Origin of the sequence: Streptomyces sp. NBC_01013 (genome assembly GCF_045162765.1) — a bacterium.
Taxonomy (GTDB): Bacteria; Actinomycetota; Actinomycetes; order Streptomycetales; family Streptomycetaceae; genus Streptomyces.
Map to the genome: position 1 here is coordinate 2,453,284 of NZ_CP108687.1, position 22,023 is coordinate 2,475,306.

The window sequence follows — 22,023 nt, forward strand, 5'->3', positions numbered from 1 at the left end:
CTTCGTTTCGTTTCGCTTCGATTCGATTCGCACGCTGCTTGCGGGTGGAGCCGGTGGGTCACTCGGCCACTCCGGTGCCGGCCGCCGTCGCGTTCGAGGCCAGCCACTCGTCGATGACGTGCGCGGTCTCCTCGGCGCGGTCCTCGACGAGCGTGAAGTGGTTGGCGCGCACGGTCCGCAGGGTATGGGCGGCCTCCCAGGGCTCGGCACGGCCACTGGCCAGGTCGGGGGACGTGTCGTCCCCGTCCGGTACGAAGGACTGGGTGCACTGGACGAAGAGCACCGGGGCCTCGACCGGGGTGAGCGGGAGCTGCGGCACCAGTTCGACCCAGCGGCCCATCGCGGACAGCCGGCTGCTGTCGAACCGGCCGAACACCGCTTCCTTGTCGAACATGCCGAGTGCGAGGCCGTCGAGGGGGACGCCGTCGCTCCCGCCGTCGTGGACCTTGAACGTGTCCAGCAGGATGACGCCCGCCGGGCGCACCCCGTATGCCCGTTCCAGGTGTCCGGCGGTGGCGTAGGCGAGGGTGCCGCCGGAGGAGTAGCCGAGCAGAACGAAGGGCTTGCCCTCCGCCGCGTCCAGCACGCTCCGGGCGAGTGCCTGGACGGCTGCATCGGATGACGTGGGAAGGCTCTCGCCCGCAAGGAATCCGGGGACGGGCAGGGCGGATATCTTGTGCCTGCCTCCGAAGTGGGACACCAGACGCGCGTGCTGGTGGACACCGCCGGTGGCCATGGGGGTGCTGAGACAGATGAGGTGCGGCCCCTCGGAGGCGTCCGCGAGACGCACCGCGGCGGGCAGTCGGTCGATCTCGTCCAGGGAGCCGAAGCCGGGCCGGACGTCTGCGGCCGCCTGAAGGAGCGCGAATCCCTTGTCCGCGCGGCCGGAGACGACGGCGGAATAAAACAGGTCGCGGAGCGTCTCGGGCGGCCTGCCGACCGAAGGGGCCTCGGCCTCACCGGCGGCCGTCTTCTCCGCCCCGTCGGTCCCCCTGGACGCTCCCGCTTCGTCGGCCGCGAGGGGCCCTGCCGCCAGGAGCTCCGTCCGCAGCAGCCGGGCGAGCTCCGCCGGGCTCTTGCTGTCGAAGACCACCATCGGGGAGAGCCGAAGCCCGGTGTCCTTCATCAGGGCGTTACGGAGTTCCATGGCGCTGAGCGAGTCGAAACCCGCCTCCAGGAAGTCCCGCTCCGCGTCGAGGGCGTCCGCGCTGCTGTGGCCGAGGAGCGCGGCCGCCCGCTCCATGACGAGCGTCCTGAGGAGGGCCTCCTGCCCGGCCTGATCGGTCTGCGCGAATCGCTGTCGCAGAGACGTCGCATCCGCCCTGGTCACGGCAGTGCGCCGTCTGGTGGTGGGGATGAGGTCGCGGAGGAGTGCGGGGATGGTGTCGGTACGGGTGCGCAGCGCGGTGACGTCGATGGGCAACGGGACCAGCGCAGCCCGGCCCGAGGCCAGACCGGCGTCGAACAACGCCAGACCGTGTTCCGGCTCCAGCGCCGGCAAGCCCTGACGCCTCATCCGTTCCAGATCCGCCTCACCCAACCACTCACCCATCCCCGCACCCGCCCACAGCCCGTACGCGAGTGAAGTGGCCGGCAGGCCCTCCGCCCGACGCCGCACCGCCAACGCATCCAGGAACACGTTCGCCGCCGCGTAGTTCGCCTGACCCGCCGCCAGCACCGAACCACCCGCCGACGAGAACATCACGAAGAACGCCAGCTCACACCCACGCGTCAGCTCATGCAGATACCAGGCACCATCAGCCTTCGCACCCAGCACCCGATCCAACCGCGCCACATCCATCGACCCCACAAGGCCGTTGTCACCCGCACCCGCCGCATGCACCACACCAACCAGATCCGCACCCACACCCCCCACCAGACCAGCCACCGCAGCCCGGTCCGACATGTCACACGCCACCACCGACACCTCGGCACCCAAACCCCCCAACTCCGCCAGCAGCTCATCGACCCCCGGAGCCTCCGCACCACGACGCCCCGCCAGCACCAGACGCCGCACCCCACACGCCTCCACCAAATGCCGCGCCACCAAACCACCCAGACCACCCGTACCACCCGTCACCAACACAACCCCGTCACCCACACCGTCCAGGGCCTCCTGCACCACGTCACCGGCCGGCACCTCGACCAGGCGCGGAACCAGCACCTCACCCCCACGCACCGCAACCTCGGGCTCACCCGAACCCAGCACCACACCGGCAACATCCTCGAACGAACCACCCACAGGGTCCACATCCACCAACACGAACCGACCCGGATTCTCCGCCTGCGCAGCCCGCACCAACCCCCACACCGGCGCCAGACACACATCCACACCAACATCCCCACCCAGCGACACCGCACCACGCGTCACCACCACCAAAGGACCACCCGCACCCTCATCACCGACCAACCAGCGCTGAACCGCCCCCAGCGTCTCGCCCAACACCGACCGCACACCCACCACCGGATCCACACCCACCACCGGCACCGGAACCTCGAACACCACCGCTTCCGACGCACCCTCCGCCGCCCCGGCCCCCACCAACGGCCGCCACACCACCTCATGCAACCCACCACCCACACCCGCCCCGGCCAACTGCTCCACCGACACCGGACGGAGTGTCAGTCCATCGACCGACAGGACCGGTGCTCCAGCGGTGTCAGCCATCGCCAGGGACACGGTGTCGTCACTGGACCCCGTGAGGCGTACGCGCAGCGCGGTCGGACCTGAGGCGAACAGACGGACGCCCTCCCAGAAGAAGGGGAGCGCGGGGCGGTCGTCCTCCTCCGGGCCGGATGCGGAGTCGGCCGCTCGGAGCCCGAGGGCGTGCATGGTGGAGTCGAGGAGCGCGGGGTGCAGCCCGAACCGCTTGGCGTCCGCGTGTCCGGAGTCGTCGAGTTCCACCTCGGCGAAGATGTCCTCCCCGGAGATCCAGGCCGCCTTGAGCCCCTGGAACACCGGACCGTAGCCGTAGCCACGCTCGGCCAGGAGGTCGTACATGTCGGCCACCTCGACCCTGGCCGCACCGGGCGGGGGCCATGCGGTGAGGTCGAACGCCGGCACCGACTCCCCCGCACCACCACCCACCACACCCTCCGCATGCAACACCCACTCCGCACCCGCACTCTCCCGACGCGAATGCACCCGCACCGAACGACACCCCACCTCGTCCGGACCACCCACCACCACCTGCAACGCCACCCCACCACGCTCCGGAACAACCAACGGAGCCCGCAACGTCAACTCCTCCACCACCCCACAACCCACCTCATCAGCAGCCCGCACCACCAACTCCACAAACGCCGCCCCCGGCAACAACAACGAACCCAACACCACGTGATCCGCCAACCACCCCATCCCCTCCACCGACAACCGACCCGTCAACACCACACCACCCGAATCCGGCAACGCCACCGCCGCACCCAACACCGGATGATCAACCACCACCTGCCCCAAACCACCCGCATCCCCACCACCCACACACTCCAACCAAAACCGCTCACGCTGGAACGCATAGGTCGGCAGATCAACACGACGAGCACCCGAACCCTCGAAGAACCGAGACCAGTCCACCGGGACACCCCCCACATGCAGTTGACCCAGCGCCGCCACAGCCGCGGCCACCTCGGGCCGCCCCTTGCGCACCACCGGAACGAAGAGAGCTGATTCCGAGCGTGCGGACTGCTGTGCCATTCCGCTCAGGACGCCGTCGGGGCCCAGCTCGACGTAGGACGTGACGCCCTGGTCATCCAGGAAGCGGACCGCGTCCGCGAACCGCACCGCTTCCCGCACATGCCGCACCCAGTACGACGGCGTCGCGACCTCCTGCGACACCTCGCCCGTCACGTTCGAGACCACGGGAATCGACGGGTTGCCGAACGACAGCCCGGCCACCACCGCACCGAACTCGGCCAGCATCGGTTCCATCAACGGCGAGTGGAAGGCGTGAGACACCCGCAGCACGCTCGTCCTGCGGTCCTGGGCCTCGAACGTCGCGGTCAGCTCGCGAACCGCCACCTCCACACCTGAGACGACCACCGACCGAGGACCGTTCACGGCAGCCACCGCGACCCCGTCGTTCAGCAACGGAAGCACCTCCTCCTCCGTCGCCTCGATCGCCACCATCGAGCCGCCGGCAGGCAGCGCCTGCATCAACCGACCCCGTGCGACCACGAGTTCAGCGGCGTCGGTCAACGACAGCACACCCGACACATGCGCGGCCGCGATCTCACCGACCGAGTGCCCGACCAGGAAGTCCGGGCGCACACCCCAGGACTCCACCAGCCGGAACAACGCCGTCTCGACCGCGAACAACCCGGCCTGGGCGAACTTCGTCCCGTTCAGCAGGTCGGCGTCCTCACCCCACACCACCTCACGCAACGAACGCCCCAACCGGGCATCCAACTCCACCAGCACCGCATCGAACGCCGCCGCGAACACCGGGAACGCCGCATACAACTCCCGGCCCATCCCCAACCGCTGCGCACCCTGACCCGTGAACAAGAAGGCCGTGGCACCTGCCGGCCGCGCGATCCCGCGCACCACCGAAGACGACAGCTCACCCTGGGCCAGTGCGGTCAGACCACGCACCAGCTCCTCGCGGCCCGACGCCGCGACCACCGCACGATGCTCCAGCACCGCACGCGACACCACCGACGAGAAACCCACATCCAGCAGGGAGGACGAAGCCCCGATCTGCTCCAGCAGCTTCCCGGCCTGCGCCGACAGCCCCGCCTCGCTCCGCGCGGACAGCACCACCGGCACGACCGGAAGCTCAACCGCACCAACCGCCTCCGGCTCCTCCACCACCGGAGCCTGCTCCACGATCACATGCGCGTTCGTCCCACTCAGACCGAACGACGACACACCCACACGCCTCGGACGGTCCCGCTCCGGCCACGCACGCGACTCCGTCAACAGCTCCACCGCACCCGCAGCCCAGTCCACCTGCGGCGTCGGCACATCCACATGCAACGTCTTCGGCAGCACACCATGCCGAATCGCCTGCACCGCCTTGATCACACCACCCACACCCGCAGCCGCCTGCGCATGCCCCAGATTCGACTTCAGCGAACCCAGCCACAGCGGATCACCCTCCGGACGCCCCTGCCCGTACGTCGCCAGCAACGCCTGCGCCTCGATCGGATCACCCAACCGCGTCCCCGTCCCATGCGCCTCCACCAGATCGACATCGGAGTACGACAGTCCGGCGTTCTCCAGGGCCGCGCGGATCACCCGCTGCTGCGAGGGACCGTTCGGAGCCGTCATGCCATTGCTCGCCCCGTCCTGGTTGACGGCGGTCCCGCGCACCACAGCCAGGACCTCGTGCCCGAGCCGCCGGGCGTCAGACAGCCGCTCGACCAGCAGGACACCGACGCCCTCGGACCATGCGGCGCCGTCCGCGGCACCCGCGAACGACTTGCACCGGCCGTCCTTCGCCAACCCGCGCTGACGGCTGAACTCCACGAACATGTCCGGGGTGGACATCACGGCCACGCCGCCGGCCAGCGCCATCGAGCACTCGCCCGAACGCAGCGCCTGGGCCGCCAGGTGCAACGCCACCAGCGACGACGAGCACGCCGTATCGACCGTCAGGGATGGACCCTCAAGGCCCAGGGTGTAGGAGATCCGTCCGGAGACCAGGCTGCCGCCCGTGGTCGCGGCGGCCTCCGTTCCCTGGCCGTAGTCGTGGTACATCAGACCGGCGAAGACTCCCGTCCTGGTCCCCTTCAGGGAGCGGGGATCGATCGCCGCACGTTCGAGGACTTCCCATGACGCCTCCAGCAGCAGCCGCTGCTGCGGGTCCATGATCAGGGCCTCGTTCGGGCTGATACCGAAGAACGCCGGGTCGAAATCACCGGCCTCGTAGAGGAAACCGCCCTCGTTGGCGTAGGTCTTACCCGGCACGCCCGGCTCGGGGTCGTACACGCCCTCGATGTCCCAGCCCCGGTCGCGAGGGAAGCCCGACACGGCGTCGCGGCCGTCGGCGACCAGATCCCACAGGTCGTCGGGCGAGGTCACTCCGCCGGGGTAGCGGCACGCCATGCCCACGATGACGATCGGCTCGTCGTCCAGGTCGCGTCCCGCAGGTCCGCTGCTCGACTGCTCGACCTCCCGCGCTCCGCTTCCGTCGAGCTCACCGTCGATGTACCCCGCCACGGCCCGCGAGGTCGGGTAGTCGAATACCAGCGTCGCGGGGAGCCGGAGCGCGGTCGTCAGGTTCAGTTCGTTACGGAGTTCCACCGCGCTGAGCGAGTCGAAGCCGAGCTCCTGGAAGGGCCGGTCCGCCTCGATGGCCTGGGCCGACGCATGGCCCAGCACCTTGGCCACTCGGCCACGGACCATCTCCAGCAGCTTGCGGGCCCGCTCGTCGTCCGCGAGTCCCGCCAGGCTGCGCAGCAGCTCCTGCCCGTCTCCGGCCCCGGCGACCGCGCGGGCCGCGGGGCGTCTGGTGGTGGGGATGAGGTCGCGGAGGAGTGCGGGGATGGTGTCGGTACGGGTGCGCAGCGCGGTGACGTCGATGGGCAACGGGACCAGCGCAGCCCGGCCCGAGGCCAGACCCGCGTCGAACAACGCCAGACCGTGTTCCGGCTCCAGCGCCGGCAAGCCCTGACGCCTCATCCGTTCCAGATCCGCCTCACCCAACCACTCACCCATCCCCGCACCCGCCCACAGCCCGTACGCGAGGGAAGTGGCCGGCAGGCCCTCCGCCCGACGCCGCACCGCCAACGCATCCAGGAACACGTTCGCCGCCGCGTAGTTCGCCTGACCCGCCGCCAGCACCGAACCACCCGCCGACGAGAACATCACGAAGAACGCCAGCTCACACCCACGCGTCAGCTCATGCAGATACCAGGCACCATCAGCCTTCGCACCCAGCACCCGATCCAGCCGCGCCACATCCATCGACCCCACAAGGCCGTTGTCACCCGCACCCGCCGCATGCACCACACCAACCAGATCCGCACCCACACCCCCCACCAGACCAGCCACCGCAGCCCGGTCCGACATGTCACACGCCACCACCGACACCTCGGCACCCAAACCCCCCAACTCCGCCACCAGCTCCTCGACCCCCGGAGCCTCCGCACCACGACGCCCCGCCAACACCAGACGCCGCACCCCACACGCCTCCACCAGATGCCGGGCAACCAACCCACCCAGACCACCCGTACCACCCGTCACCAACACGACCCCGTCACCCACACCGTCCAGGGCCTCCTGCGCCATGTCACCGGCCGGCACCTCGACCAGGCGCGGAACCAGCACCTCACCCCCACGCACCGCAACCTCAGGCTCACCCGAACCCAGCACCACACCCGCAACATCCTCGAACGAACCACCCACAGGGTCCACATCCACCAACACGAACCGACCCGGATTCTCCGCCTGCGCAGCCCGCACCAACCCCCACACCGGCGCCAGACACACATCCACACCCACATCCCCACCCAGCGACACCGCACCACGCGTCACCACCACCAAAGGACCACCCGCACCCTCATCACCGACCAACCAGCGCTGAACCACCCCCAGCGTCTCGCCCAACACCGACCGCACACCCACCACCGGATCCACACCCACCACCGGCACCGGCACCTCGAACACCACCGCTTCCGACGCACCCTCCGCCGCCCCGGCCCCCACCAACGGCCGCCACACCACCTCATGCAACGCACCACCCACACCCGACCCGGCCAACTGCTCCACCGACACCGGCCGGGACACCAACGCACCGACGGTGAGCACGGGCCGGCCCGCCCCGTCGGCCACCAGGACCGACACGCTGTCCTGCCCGGCCGGCGCGATCCGTACGCGGAGAGCCGACGCCCCCGCCGCGTGAAGAGCCACGTTGGTCCAGGCGAAGGGCAGCACGGTCGACTCGTCGGTCCGCGAACCGTCATCGATGAGCGCCACGTGCATGGCGGCGTCGAGCAGAGCAGGGTGCAGGCCGAAACGCTGGGCGTCGTCGTGCGCCGAGTCGGGCAGAGCGACCTCCGCGTACAGCTCCTCCCCGGAAGTCCAGGCGGCCTTGAGCCCCTGGAACACCGGACCGTAGCCGTAGCCGCGCTCCGAAAGGAGGGCGTAGGCTCCCTCGACGCTGACCGCCGTAGCACCCTTCGGCGGCCACGCGGTCAGATCTGAACCAGGGGTCTGCGCACCCAGGGCGAGGATGCCTTCCGCGTGACGCGTCCACGGCCCGCGGTCTGCGCCATCGGCCCGTGAGTACATGTGGACCGAACGCCGCCCCGTCGGATCGGCTGCGCCGACCGCCACCTGAATCGCGACCCCGCCCTGTTCGGGGACCACGAGTGGCGCCTGCAACGTCAGCTCTTCCAGGAGGTCGCATCCGACCTCGTCGCCTGCTCTGACGGCCAGTTCGACGAAGGCCGTGCCGGGGAGAAGGACACTGCCCAGCACGCCGTGATCGGCTATCCAGGTCTGGGTAGCCTGCGAAAGCCGTCCGGTGAGCACCAGCTCATCGGCGTCCGCCAGAGCGACGCTCGCACCGAGGAGCGGGTGATCCGTGGTGCCCAGGCCGAACGATCCTGCGTCGTTTCCGCCGAGTTCCGCTTCCATCCAGTACCGCTCGCGCTGGAAGGCGTACGTCGGCAGATCGACGCGACGAGCACCCGAACCCTCGAAGAACCGCGACCAGTCCACCGGGACACCCGCCACGTGCAGGTGACCCAGCGCCGCCACAGCCGCGGCCACCTCGGGACGGCCCTTACGCACCACCGGAACGAAGACGGCCGCCGATTCGGCGTCCACCGACTGCTGCGCCATCCCGCTCAGCACACCATCCGGACCCACCTCCACAAACGACGTCACACCCCGCGACACCACGAACGACACCGCATCCGCGAACCGCACCGCCTCACGCACATGCCGCACCCAGTACTCCGCCGAACCCCAACCCTCCGACAGATCACCCGACACACCCGACACCACCGGAACCGACGGAACACCGAACGACAACCCGGCCACCACCGCACCGAACTCCGCCAGCATCGGCTCCATCAACGGCGAGTGGAACGCATGCGACACCCGCAACACACTCGTCCTGCGGTCCTGCGCCTCGAACGTCGCGACCAGTTCACGAACCGCCACCTCCGCACCCGAGACGACCACGGAACGCGGACCGTTGACCGCCGCGATCCCCACCACGTCATTCAGCAGGGGAAGCACCTCAGCCTCCGACGCCTCGATCGCCACCATCGAGCCGCCGGCAGGAAGCGCCTGCATCAACCGGCCCCGCGCCACCACCAGTTCAGCCGCATCCGCCAACGACAACGCACCCGACACATGCGCAGCCGCGATCTCACCGACCGAATGGCCGACCAGGAAGTCCGGGCGCACACCCCACGACTCCACCAGCCGGAACAACGCCGTCTCCACCGCGAACAACCCGGCCTGGGCGAACTTCGTCCCGTTCAGCAGGTCGGCGTCCTCACCCCACACCACCTCACGCAACGAACGCCCCAACCGGGCATCCAGCTCGGTGAGCACCGCATCGAACGCCGCCGCGAACACCGGGAACGCCGCATACAACTCCCGGCCCATACCGAGCCGCTGCGCACCCTGACCCGTGAACAGGAACGCGACCTTGCCCGCCGGCCGCACCGATCCCCGCACCACCGAGGCCCCGACACCACCGTCCGCCAGTGCGGTCAGACCCCGCACCAGCTCCTCACGGCCCGACGCCGCGACCACCGCACGATGCTCCAGCACCGCACGCGACACCACCGACGAGAAACCCACATCCAGCAGGGAGGACGAAGCCCCGATCTGCCCCAGCAGCTTCCCGGCCTGCGCCGACAGCCCCGCCTCGCTCCGCGCGGACAGCACCACCGGCACGACCGGAAGCTCAACCGCACCAACCGCCTCCGGCTCCTCCACCACCGGAGCCTGCTCCACGATCACATGCGCGTTCGTCCCACTCAGACCGAACGACGACACACCCACACGCCTCGGACGATCCCGCACAGGCCACGCACGCGACTCCGTCAACAGCTCCACCGCACCCGCAGCCCAGTCCACCTGCGGCGTCGGCACATCCACATGCAACGTCTTCGGCAGCACACCATGCCGAATCGCCTGCACCGCCTTGATCACACCACCCACACCCGCAGCCGCCTGCGCATGCCCCAGATTCGACTTCAGCGAACCCAGCCACAACGGATCACCCTCCGGACGCCCCTGCCCATACGTCGCCAGCAACGCCTGCGCCTCGATCGGATCACCCAACCGCGTCCCCGTCCCATGCGCCTCCACCAGATCGACCTGATCCGACGAAATCTGCGCATCGGCCAAAGCCGCACGAATCACCCGCTGCTGCGACGGACCATTCGGAGCCGTCAGCCCATTGCTCGCCCCGTCCTGGTTCACCGCACTGCCCCGCAACACGGCCAGGACCGGGTGTCCGTTGCTGCGAGCGTCGGAGAGCTTCTCCAGGAGCAGGACGCCGGCCCCCTCCGACCAGCTGGTGCCGTCGGTGGAACCCGCGAACGACTTGCAACGACCGTCCCTGGACAGTCCGCCCTGTCGGCTGAACTCGACGAAGACCTCAGGCGTCGACATCACCGCCACGCCGCCCGCCAGCGCCATCGAGCACTCGCCCGAACGCAGCGCCTGGGCCGCCAGGTGCAACGCCACCAGCGACGACGAGCACGCCGTGTCCAGCGTCATCGAGGGCCCCTCGAAGCCGAAGACGTACGAGACACGGCCCGACGCGATGGAACCGGTAGCGCTGTTGTGGATGTAGTCGTGGTACATCATTCCGGCGAAGACGCCGGTTTTGCTGCCCTTCAAGGTGGCGGGGTCGATTCCGGCCCGCTCGAACACCTCCCACGAGCATTCCAGCAGGAGCCGCTGCTGCGGGTCCATGATCAGGGCCTCGTTCGGGCTGATGCCGAACGGAACCGGGTCGAACGTGTCCGCGGAGTGAAGGAATCCGCCCTTGTTGACGTAGCTGGTGTTCTGTCGCTCGCCGTCCGGATCGTAGAGATCACCGAGGTTCCAGCCGCGGTTCTCCGGGAACTCGGATATGGCGTCCACACCATCGTTCACCAGCTGCCACAGAGCCTCGGGAGATTCGACACCCCCCGGAAAACGGCAGCTCATCGCGACGATGGCGATGGGCTCGCGGGCCGCTGACGACAGCTTCCTGTTGTGGGCCCGCAGACGGTCGTTCTCCTTGAGCGACGCCCGGAGCGCGGCGACCAGTTTCTCGTCAGAATTACTCATCGGGGCACTCACATTCCCTGCGTCGCGTCGTCAAGGCCGGAACCGTCGAGCGCCATGCTGATCAGGCTCTCGGCATCCATCGAGTCGATGGAGTCGGGCGAAAGCTCATCCGTGCCCGCTGCCGGATTCACCGGCTCGTCGTGAGCACCGGCGAGTTCGAAGAGGACTTCCATCAGTCCTGCGTCCCTGAGCCGGCTCAGGGGAATTCCCTGCAGAATGCGTCGGACTCGCTCTTCCCCGACGACCTCGTCGTCCGTGGGGGCGTCGGGACGCAGTTCCCCCGCGAGGTACTGGGCGAGCGCGCGCGAGTTCGGATAGTCGAAGACCAGCGTCGCCGGGGGGCGCAGTCCTGTGGCCTGGGCCAGCCCGTTACGGAATTCCACCGCGGCCAGCGAGTCGAACCCGAGCTCCTTGAACGCCCGGTCCGGCTCGATGGCCGAGGGCCCCGCATACCCGAGGATCGCGGCCGCATGGGCCCGTACGAGGTCGAGCACCTGCTCCGCTCGCTCGTCGTCGGTCAGGGAGTTCATGCGCCGGCGGAACGTAGCGGCACCGGACGTCGACGTGTCGGTGGCTCGGGGGCCACTGGGCCGTACCAGTCCGCGGAACAGGTCGGGCAGGTCGTCGGGCTCCGGGGCCCCTGGTCCGGTGAGGTCGACTCGCATGGTGACGAGTGCGGCACCACCGGAAGTCTCGGCCGCGTCGAAGAGAGCGGTTCCCTCCTCGCCCGACAGGGGTTCGATGCCGGTCCGGCGCATCCGCTGGGCGTCGGCGCTCTGCAGGCTGTCCGCCATGCCGCCATCCGCCCAGGGACCCCAGGCAAGGGACTGAGCGGGGAGCCCTTCGGCCCTGCGGTGCGTGGCCAGGGCGTCCAGGAACGCGTTCGCCGCGGCGTAATTGCCCTGCCCCGGATTGCCGAGAACACCGGCGGCCGAGGAGAAGAGGACGAAGGCGGCGAGGTCCATGTCACGCGTCAGTTCGTGCAGGTTCAGCGCCGCGTCCACCTTCGGCCGCAACACCGCCCCCACCCGATCCGGCGTCAACGAACCGATCACCCCGTCATCCAGCACCCCCGCCAGATGCACCACACCCACCAACGGGCGATCCACCGGAACCGCCCCCAACACCCGCTCCAGAGAAACCCGGTCGGCAGCATCACACGCCTCCACCACCACCTCCGCACCCCAGGCCTCAAGCTCCTCCACCAACTCCGCCACACCCTCGGCCCCAGCACCACGACGACTCGTCAACACCAACCGCCGCACCCCACGCTCCACCACCAGATGACGCGCGAACACCCGGCCCAACGTCCCCGTGCCACCCGTCAACAACACCGTCCCGGCCGAGCCGAACTCCGCCCTTCCGGTGTCTTCTGCGGACGGCAGGGCACGTGCCAGCCGACCCACGTGCGCACGGCTCCCCCGCACGACCACCTGGGACTCGCCCAGGGCCACGACCTGTGCGGCCCCGGTCAGGCCACCCACGTCATCCAGCTCACCGTCCAGCAGGACCAGTCGCCCCGGGTTCTCCGACTGCGCCGACCGCACCAACCCCCAGACGGCCGCCCCCGCCACGTCCGTCAGGCCCTCGCCCGGCAGCGCCACGGCACCCACCGTCCGCACGACCAGACGCGCATCCCCGAACCGCTCATCGCTCAGCCACTCCTGCACCACCGCCAAGGCCTCGCACACCGCATCCCGCACACCAGCAGGTGAACCAACCCCCGCCCCACCGCCACGCACCGAATCAAACACCACCACGTCCGGCACCACGTCCCGGTCCGATCCCACGAGATCGGCCCAGCACCCCACGGAAAGACCGTCGACGGCAGCCGCACCGGGCAGCGTCACCTCGGGCCACTCCACCCCGAACAGCGCCCCCGACACACCCGACTCCACCACCGCACGCCGCTGCCCGTCCACCGAACGCAACGCCAGCGAACCCACCGACGCCACCACACCACCACCGACATCGGCCAACACCACCGACACCCGGCCCTCACCCACCACCGACACCCGGACCCGCACCACCGACGCACCCACCACACCCAACGACACACCCGACCACGCAAACGGCAACGCGGCCCCCTCACCCACCGCACCCGACAACGCCACCCCATGCAACGCGGCATCGAACAGCGCCGGATGGAGTGCGTAGGTTCCCGGCTCGGTGCCTTCGGGGAGACCCACCTCGGCGAAGACGTGCTCGTCGGTCCGCCAGGCGCCGCTCAGCCCCCGGAAGGCCGGCCCGTACCGCAGGCCCGCTTCCGCCATGCCGTCGTAGAAACCGTCCAGGTCCACGGGCTCGGCGCCGGCCGGCGGCCACTGCGCCGCACTCCACGCCATGTCCTCGGCGCCGGGGGCATCAACCACGGCGGTGACCGAACCGGTGGCGTGCCGTACCCACGGCAGGTTCGTCTCCTCGCCTCGCGAGTGAACGGTGACCGCTCGCCGACCGGAATCGTCCGGAGAAGCGACGACGACCTGGAGGGCGACGCCCCCGTGGTCCGGGAGAACCAGCGGTGTTTCGAGCGTCAGCTCCTCCAGAGTGGTGCAGCCGACCTCGTGGGCTGCCCTCAGCGCCAGTTCCACGAAACCCGTGCCGGGAAAGAGTGTGGCGTCACCGACGGCGTGATCCGCGAGCCAGAGGTGTGAACTGGTCGACAGGCGACCGGTCAGCACCACACTGTCCGAGTCGGGCGAGGACACCACCGCGCTCAGCAGGGGGTGGTCGGCAGACTCCTGTCCGATGGATTCGAGGTCCGCGCCGCGCTGCTCGCCGACGATCCAGTAGTTCTGGTGCTGGAAGGCGTAGGTCGGCAGGTCGACGCGACGAGCACCCGAACCCTCGAAGAACCGGGACCAGTCCACCGGAGCCCCGGCCACGTGCAGGTGACCCAGCGCCGTGACCGCCGCGCCCACCTCGGGACGGCCCTTGCGCACCACCGGAACGAAGACGGCCGCCGATTCGGCGTCCACCGACTGCTGCGCCATCCCGCTCAGCACACCATCCGGACCCACCTCCACAAACGACGTCACACCCCGCGACACCACGAACGACACCGCATCCGCGAACCGCACCGCCTCACGCACATGCCGCACCCAGTACTCCGCCGAACCCCAACCCTCCAACAGATCACCCGACACACCCGACACCACCGGAACCGACGGAACACCGAACGACAACCCGGCCACCACCGCACCGAACTCCGCCAGCATCGGCTCCATCAACGGCGAGTGGAACGCATGCGACACCCGCAACACACTCGTACGACGCCCCTGACCGGCGAACTTCTCCACCACATCAGCAACCGCCGCCTCCCCACCCGAAACAACCACCGACCGCGGACCGTTGACCGCCGCGATCCCCACCACGTCATTCAGCAGGGGAAGCACCTCAGCCTCCGACGCCTCGATCGCCACCATCGAGCCGCCCACCGGCAACGCCTGCATCAACCGGCCTCGCGCCACCACCAGTTCAGCCGCATCCGCCAACGACAACGCACCCGACACATGCGCAGCCGCAATCTCACCGACCGAATGGCCGACCAGGAAGTCCGGGCGCACACCCCACGACTCCACCAGCCGGAACAACGCCGTCTCCACCGCGAACAACCCGGCCTGGGCGAACTTCGTCCCGTTCAGCAGGTCGGCGTCCTCACCCCACACCACCTCACGCAACGAACGCCCCAACCGGGCATCCAACTCCACCAGCACCGCATCGAACGCCGCCGCGAACACCGGGAACGCCGCATACAACTCCCGGCCCATCCCCAACCGCTGCGCACCCTGACCCGTGAACAAGAAGGCCGTGGCACCCGCCGGCCGCGCGATCCCGCGCACCACCGAAGACGACAGCTCACCCTGGGCCAGTGCGGTCAGACCACGCACCAGCTCCTCACGGCCCGACGCCGCGACCACCGCACGATGCTCCAGCACCGCACGCGACACCACCGACGAGAAACCCACATCCAGCAGGGAGGACGAAGCCCCGATCTGCTCCAGCAGCTTCCCGGCCTGCGCCGACAGCCCCGCCTCGCTCCGCGCGGACAGCACCACCGGCACGACCGGAAGCTCAACCGCACCAACCGCCTCCGGCTCCTCCACCACCGGAGCCTGCTCCACGATCACATGCGCGTTCGTCCCACTCAGACCGAACGACGACACACCCACACGCCTCGGACGGTCCCGCACAGGCCACGCACGCGACTCCGTCAACAGCTCGACCGCACCCGCAGCCCAGTCCACCTGCGGCGTCGGCACATCCACATGCAACGTCTTCGGCAGCACACCATGCCGAATCGCCTGCACCGCCTTGATCACACCACCCACACCCGCAGCCGCCTGCGCATGCCCCAGATTCGACTTCAGCGAACCCAGCCACAGCGGATCACCCTCCGGACGCCCCTGCCCGTACGTCGCCAGCAACGCCTGCGCCTCGATCGGATCACCCAACCGCGTCCCCGTCCCATGCGCCTCCACCAGATCGACCTGATCCGACGAAATCTGCGCATCGGCCAAAGCCGCACGGATCACCCGCTGCTGCGACGGACCATTCGGAGCCGTCAGCCCATTGCTCGCCCCGTCCTGGTTGACGGCGGTCCCGCGCACCACAGCCAGGACCTCGTGCCCGAGCCGCCGGGCGTCCGACAGCCGCTCGACCAGCAGGACACCGACGCCCTCGGACCACGCGGCACCATCCGCGGCACCCGCGAACGACTTGCACCGGCCGTCCTTCGCCAACCCGCGCTGACGGCTGAACTCCACGAAGACCTCGGGCTCCGACATGACGGCCACGCCGCCCGCCAGCGCGAGGGAGCACTCTCCGGAGCGCAGCGCCTGGATCGCGAGGTGGAGGGCCACCAGCGACGACGAGCATGCGGTGTCCACCGTCATCGACGGGCCCTCCAGGCCCAGTACGTAGGAGATCCGGCCGGAGGCGATACCGCCCGTGCTCGCGTTGTGGGCGTAGTCGTGGTACATCATTCCGGCGAAGACGCCGGTCCGGCTCTCCTTGAGGGAGAGCGGGTCGATGCCGGCCCGTTCGAAGGCCTCCCAGGAGGTCTCCAGCAGCAGCCGCTGCTGCGGGTCCATGATCAGGGCCTCGTTCGGGCTGATGCCGAAGAACGCCGGGTCGAAGCCGGGGGCGTCGTCGAGGAACCCGCCGCGAGCGACGTAGCTGGTGTCCGGCCGTACGCCTTCGGGGTCGTAGATCTTCCGCAGGTCCCAGCCGCGGTCGGTCGGGAAGTCGGAGATGAGGTCGGCGCCCTCGGTCACGGCCTGCCAGAGGGCTTCGGGTGAACCGACGTTGCCCGGGTAGCGGCATGCCATGCCCACGATCGCGATCGGGTCGTCGGCGTGCGCGGCAGGGTTGGTGCGCGTCACGGCGGGGACGGCCGTCGTGGGGGCGTCGGCCCCGGACACCTCGCCCAGCAGGTGGCGGGCCAGGGCCACGGGGGTGGGGTAGTCGAAGACGACCGTGGCGGGGAGACGGAGCGCGGTGGCTTCGGCCAGTGCGTTACGGAATTCCACCGCCCGCAGGGAGTCGAAGCCGAGGTCCTTGAACGCCTTCTCCGGCTCGATGGCCCGGAGGGAGCTGTAGCCGAGGACGGAGGCGACCTGTTCGAGGACGACCTCCAGCATGGCGGCCTCGCGTTCGGGCTCGGTGAGGCGCGCGAGCCGCTGCTGCAGCCCGTTCGCCTCGACGTGGCCCGTGGCCCTGCGCCGGGTGACGACCGGGACCAGGGTGCGGAAGAGTTCGCGGCTGCTGTCGCCCTGGGCCCGTACGGCGGCAAGGTCGAGTTGCACCGGAACGACCACCGGCCGGTCCATCCGCAGCGCGGCGTCGAAGAGGGCCACGCCTCCTTCCGAGGAGATCGGGAAGACGCCGCCGAAGGACGAGATACGGGAGCGTTCGGCACCGGACAGCTTGCCGGTCATCCCGCTGGCCTCGTCCCAGAAGCCCCAGGCGAGGGAGTGGGCGGGAAGTCCTTCGGCCCTGCGGTGCGTGGCCAGGGCGTCCAGGAACGCGTTCGCCGCGGCGTAATTGCCCTGCCCGGCGTTGCCGAAGGTGCCGGCCACCGAGGAGAAGAGGACGAAGGCGGCGAGGTCCATGTCACGCGTCAGTTCGTGCAGGTTCAGCGCCGCGTCCACCTTCGGCCGCAACACCGCCCCCACCCGATCCGGCGTCAACGAACCGATCACCCCGTCATCCAGCACCCCCGCCAGATGCACCACACCCACCAACGGGCGATCCACCGGAACCGCCCCCAACACCCGCTCCAGAGAAACCCGGTCGGCAGCATCACACGCCTCCACCACCACCTCCGCACCCCAGGCCTCAAGCTCCTCCACCAACTCCGCCGCACCCTCGGCCCCAGCACCACGACGACTCGTCAACACCAGCCGCCGCACCCCACGCTCCGCCACCAGATGACGCGCGAACACCCGGCCCAACGTCCCCGTGCCACCCGTCAACAACACCGTCCCGGCCGAGCCGAACTCCACGCCCTGGCCCTCTTCGGCCGGCTGCGCCGCGCGCATCAGCCGGCCCACGTGGGCACGGCCCTCGCGCATCACCACCTGCGATTCGCCGAGGTACGCCACCTGCGCGGCTTCGTCGGCCGTGGCACCCGAGGCGCTGTCCAGCAACACCAGACGTCCCGGGTTCTCCGACTGCGCCGACCGCACCAACCCCCAGACGGCCGCCCCCGCCACGTCCGTCAGGCCCTCGCCCGGCAGCGCCACGGCACCCACCGTCCGCACGACCAGACGCGCATCCCCGAACCGCTCATCGCTCAGCCACTCCTGCACCACCGCCAAGGCCTCGCACACCGCATCCCGCACACCAGCAGGTGAACCAACCCCCGCCCCACCGTCACGCACCGAATCAAACACCACCACGTCCGGCACCACGTCCCGGTCCGATCCCACGAGATCGGCCCAGCACCCCACGGAAAGACCGTCGACGGCAGCCGCACCGGGCAGCGTCACCTCGGGCCACTCCACCCCGAACAGCGCCCCCGACACACCCGACTCCACCACCGCACGCCGCTGCCCGTCCACCGAACGCAACGCCAGCGAACCCACCGACGCCACCACACCACCACCGACATCGGCCAACACCACCGACACCCGGCCCTCACCCACCACCGACACCCGGACCCGCACCACCGACGCACCCACCACACCCAACGACACACCCGACCACGCAAACGGCAACGCGGCCCCCTCACCCACCGCACCCGACAACGCCACCCCATGCAACGCGGCATCGAACAGCGCCGGATGGAGATGGAAGTCGGCCGCGGGGGTGCCGGTGGGCAGGGCGACCTCGGCGTAGACGTCGCCGTCGGCGCGCCAGGCCGCGTTCAGGCCGCGGAAGACGGGACCGTAACGCAGCCCCTCCTGCGCCATGCCGTCGTAGAAACCGTCCAGGTCCACGGGCTCGGCGCCGGCCGGCGGCCACTGCGCCGCACTCCACGCCGCGTCCTCGGCGCCGGGCATCCGGGCCGCGGTTGCGGGGGCGAGGACGCCGGTCGCGTGCCGCGTCCACGGCTGGTCGCCTTCCTCCGCGCGGGCGTGCACGGTCACCGGACGCCGGCCGTCGGAGCCGGCGGTGCCGACCGTTACGCGTACCGCCGCACCACCCCGCTCGGGCACGATGAGCGGTGCCTCCAGGGTCAGTTCGTCGATGACGGGGCAGCCGACCTGGTCGCCGGCGTACATGACGAGTTCCACGTGTCCGGTGCCGGGGAAGAACGCGGAGTCGCCCACGCGGTGGTCGCCGAGCCACGGCTGGTTGCCGAGGGACAGGCGGCCCGTCAGGCTGAGCGCGTCCGTGTCCGGAGCCGATATCCGCGCGCCGAGCAGCGGGTGGCCTGCCGGTTCGAGGCCGGCGGTCAGCACGTCGCCGGTGCCGGTGGGCGCCGTGACCCAGTAGCGCTCGCGCTGGAAGGCGTACGTCGGCAGCTCCACGTGGGCTGCGGGCGCGGCGTCGTCGTGGAAGAGGCTCCAGTCGACCGGGGCACCGTGTACGTACGCCTCGGCCAGGGACAGGGCGAACCGGGCCGGATCGCCACTGTGACGGCGCAGCGATCCGACAGCGGTGGCGGCGGACGACGTCGCGGCGACCGTCTCGCCGATGGCGATGAAGAGGCCCGGGTGGGGACTGGCCTCCACGAAGAGGGTGAACCCGTCGTCGAGCATGGCCCGGGTGGTGTCCTCGAAGCGCACGGTGCGGCGCAGGTTCTCGTACCAGTAGCCGGCGTCGAGAGCGGTGGTGTCGAGCGGACCGCCGGTCACCGTCGAGTAGAAGGTCGTGGTGGACGGGCGAGGTGTCACCTCGGCGATCTCGGCCAGGAGGCGCTCGCGTATCTCCTCGACGAACACCGAGTGCGAGGCGTAGTCCACCGGTATCCGGCGGGCCTGCACGCCCTGGGCATCCAGGTGGGTGTACAGCTCGTCGAGGGCTTCCGTCTCGCCGCAGACGACGGTGGAGGCGGGGCTGTTGACCACGGCGATCTGGAGCCGGTCGCCCCAGCCGCGCATCACCGACTCGGCCTCCGCGGAGGGCAGCGCGACCGACATCATGCCGCCGCGTCCGGCGAGGTCCTGGCGGATGATCCTGCTGCGGAGCGCGACGACGCGGGCGCCGTCCTCCAGTGAGAGGGCTCCGGCCACGCAGGCGGCCGCGATCTCTCCCTGGGAGTGACCGACGACGGCGGCGGGCTCCACACCGCAGGCGCGCCAGAGGGCCGCGAGGGAGACCATGACGGCCCACAGGACGGGCTGGACGACGTCCACCTCGTCGAAGGTGGGCGCTCCGGGGCGCTGGTGGACGACGTCGAGGAGGTCCCAGTCGGTGAAGGGGGCCAGCGCGTCGGCACACTCGCGCATCCGGTCGGCGAACACCGGTGAGGACGCGAGCAGTTCGACGGCCATGCCGACCCACTGGGAGCCCTGGCCGGGGAAGACGAAGGCGACCTGGGCGGGGCCGGTGGCGGTGCCCCGGATCACGTGCGGTGCCTTGGCGCCCTCCGCGAGCGCGTCCAGGCCGGCGAGCAGAGGGGTGGGCTCGCTGCCGTCCGCGTCCGGAGGGGTACCGGTGTCGAGGACGACGGCGCGGTGCTCGAACGCGGTGCGGGTGGCGACCAGGGCGCGACCGATGTCCTGGGGGCGAGCGGTGGCGCCGGCCCCGTCCCGCACGAAGGCGGCCAGCTGCCCCGCCTGGGCGCGCAGACCGGCGGCGCTGCGTCCGGAGACGAGGAAGGGGGCGATCGACGAGGTGAAGGGAGCGGGCCGGAGCTCCGCGGCCGGCTCGCTCGCACCGGGGGTGGCAGCGGGTTCCGTCGTGGGTTCCGGCGCCGGTGCCTCCTGGAGGATCACGTGCGCGTTGGTACCGCTGAGCCCGAACGCCGAGATGCCGGCGGTACGCGGGTGGCCGTGCTGCGCCCAGGGTTCGGCCTCGGTGAGCAGACTGACGTTGCCGGAGGTCCAGTCGACGTGGGTGGAGGGCTGCTCGACGTGCAGGGTTTTGGGCAGCAGGCCCTTGCGCAGGGCCATCACCATCTTGATGACGCCGCCCACGCCCGCCGCCGCCTGGGCGTGGCCGATGTTGGCCTTGAGGGAGCCCAGCCGCAGGGGTTGTTCGGCGGTGCGGTCCTGGCCGTACGTGGCGAGCAGGGCCTGCGCCTCGATGGGGTCGCCGAGTGTGGTGCCGGTGCCGTGGGCCTCGACGACGTCGACGTGGGCGCCGGGTACGCGCGCGTTGGCGAGGGCCTGGCGGATGACGCGCTGCTGGGACGGACCGCTGGGGGCGGTGAGTCCGTTGGAGGCACCGTCGGAGTTGATGGCCGATCCGCGGATGACGGCGAGGACGGGGTGCCCGTTGCGGCGGGCGTCGGAGAGGCGCTCCAGCAGGACGATGCCCGCGCCCTCCGACCAGCCGGTGCCGTCGGCGCTGTCGGAGAACGCCTTGCACCGTCCGTCGGGCGCGAGGCCGCGCTGCTTGCTGAAGGCGACGAAGGGGGCGGCCGTCGACATGACCATGACGCCGCCGGCGAGGGCGAGGGCGCACTCGTCCTGGCGCAGGGCCTGTGCGGCGAGGTGGAGGGCGACGAGCGACGACGAGCAGGCGGTGTCGACGGTGAAGGAGGGGCCTTCGAGGCCGAGGGTGTAGGAGATCCGGCCGGAGATCACGGAGGCGGCCCGCGCGGTGGCCATGTAGGCCTCGACGGCCTCCGGCACGCCCTCCGGGAAGTCACCGTAGTCCTGGATTCCGGATCCCATGTAGACACCGACGCGGCCGCCGCGCAGGGTCTCCGGGTCGATCCCGGCCCGTTCGAAGGTCTCCCAGGCGACTTCGAGGGTCAGGCGCTGCTGCGGGTCGGTGGCCTCCGCCTCCATGGGGCTGATACCGAAGAACCCGGCGTCGAAGTCGCCCGCGCCCTGCAGGAATCCGCCCTGGTGGACGTAGCTGGTGCCCGGCTGCGAGGCGTCCTCGCCCATGAGCTGGTCGAGGTCCCAGCCCCGGTCGTCCGGCATGCCCGATACGGCGTCACGGCCCTCGGCGACCAGGTGCCACAGTTCCTCGGGGGTGGTCACCCCGCCGGGGTAGCGGCAGCCCATGGCCACGATGGCGATGGGTTCCTGCGCGGCGGCCTCGGCGTCCTGAAGGCGGCGCCGGGTGCGGTGCAGGTCGGCGGTCACCTTTTTGAGGTAGTCGAGGATCTTCTCGTCGTTGGCCATATCGGTCTCACCGAGTCCTTTGGGTCA

The 22,023-nt window shown here is 70.2% G+C and carries 2 protein-coding genes; both read right to left on the reverse strand.

Translation table 11 applies throughout. The features are described from left to right. Nucleotides 1-58: 58 nt before the first annotated feature. Nucleotides 59-11,260: a type I polyketide synthase gene (locus OG538_RS10435; protein ID WP_406092333.1), complete on the reverse strand. Its 11,202-nt coding sequence runs from the start codon at nt 11,258-11,260 to the stop codon at nt 59-61. Further along, the gene (locus OG538_RS10440) at nt 11,257-21,996 is read right to left on the reverse strand and encodes a type I polyketide synthase (RefSeq protein WP_406092335.1); all 10,740 of its coding nucleotides are present in this window, start codon (nt 21,994-21,996) and stop codon (nt 11,257-11,259) included. Before OG538_RS10440 ends, OG538_RS10435 begins: the two co-directional genes overlap by 4 nt. Between the last annotated feature and the right edge of the window lie 27 nt (nt 21,997-22,023).

Excerpts from the sequence above, each read along its gene's own strand:
- OG538_RS10440 (WP_406092335.1), bottom strand. The coding sequence starts at position 21,996 with ATGGCCAACGACGAGAAGATCCTCGACTACCTCAAAAAGGTGACCGCC.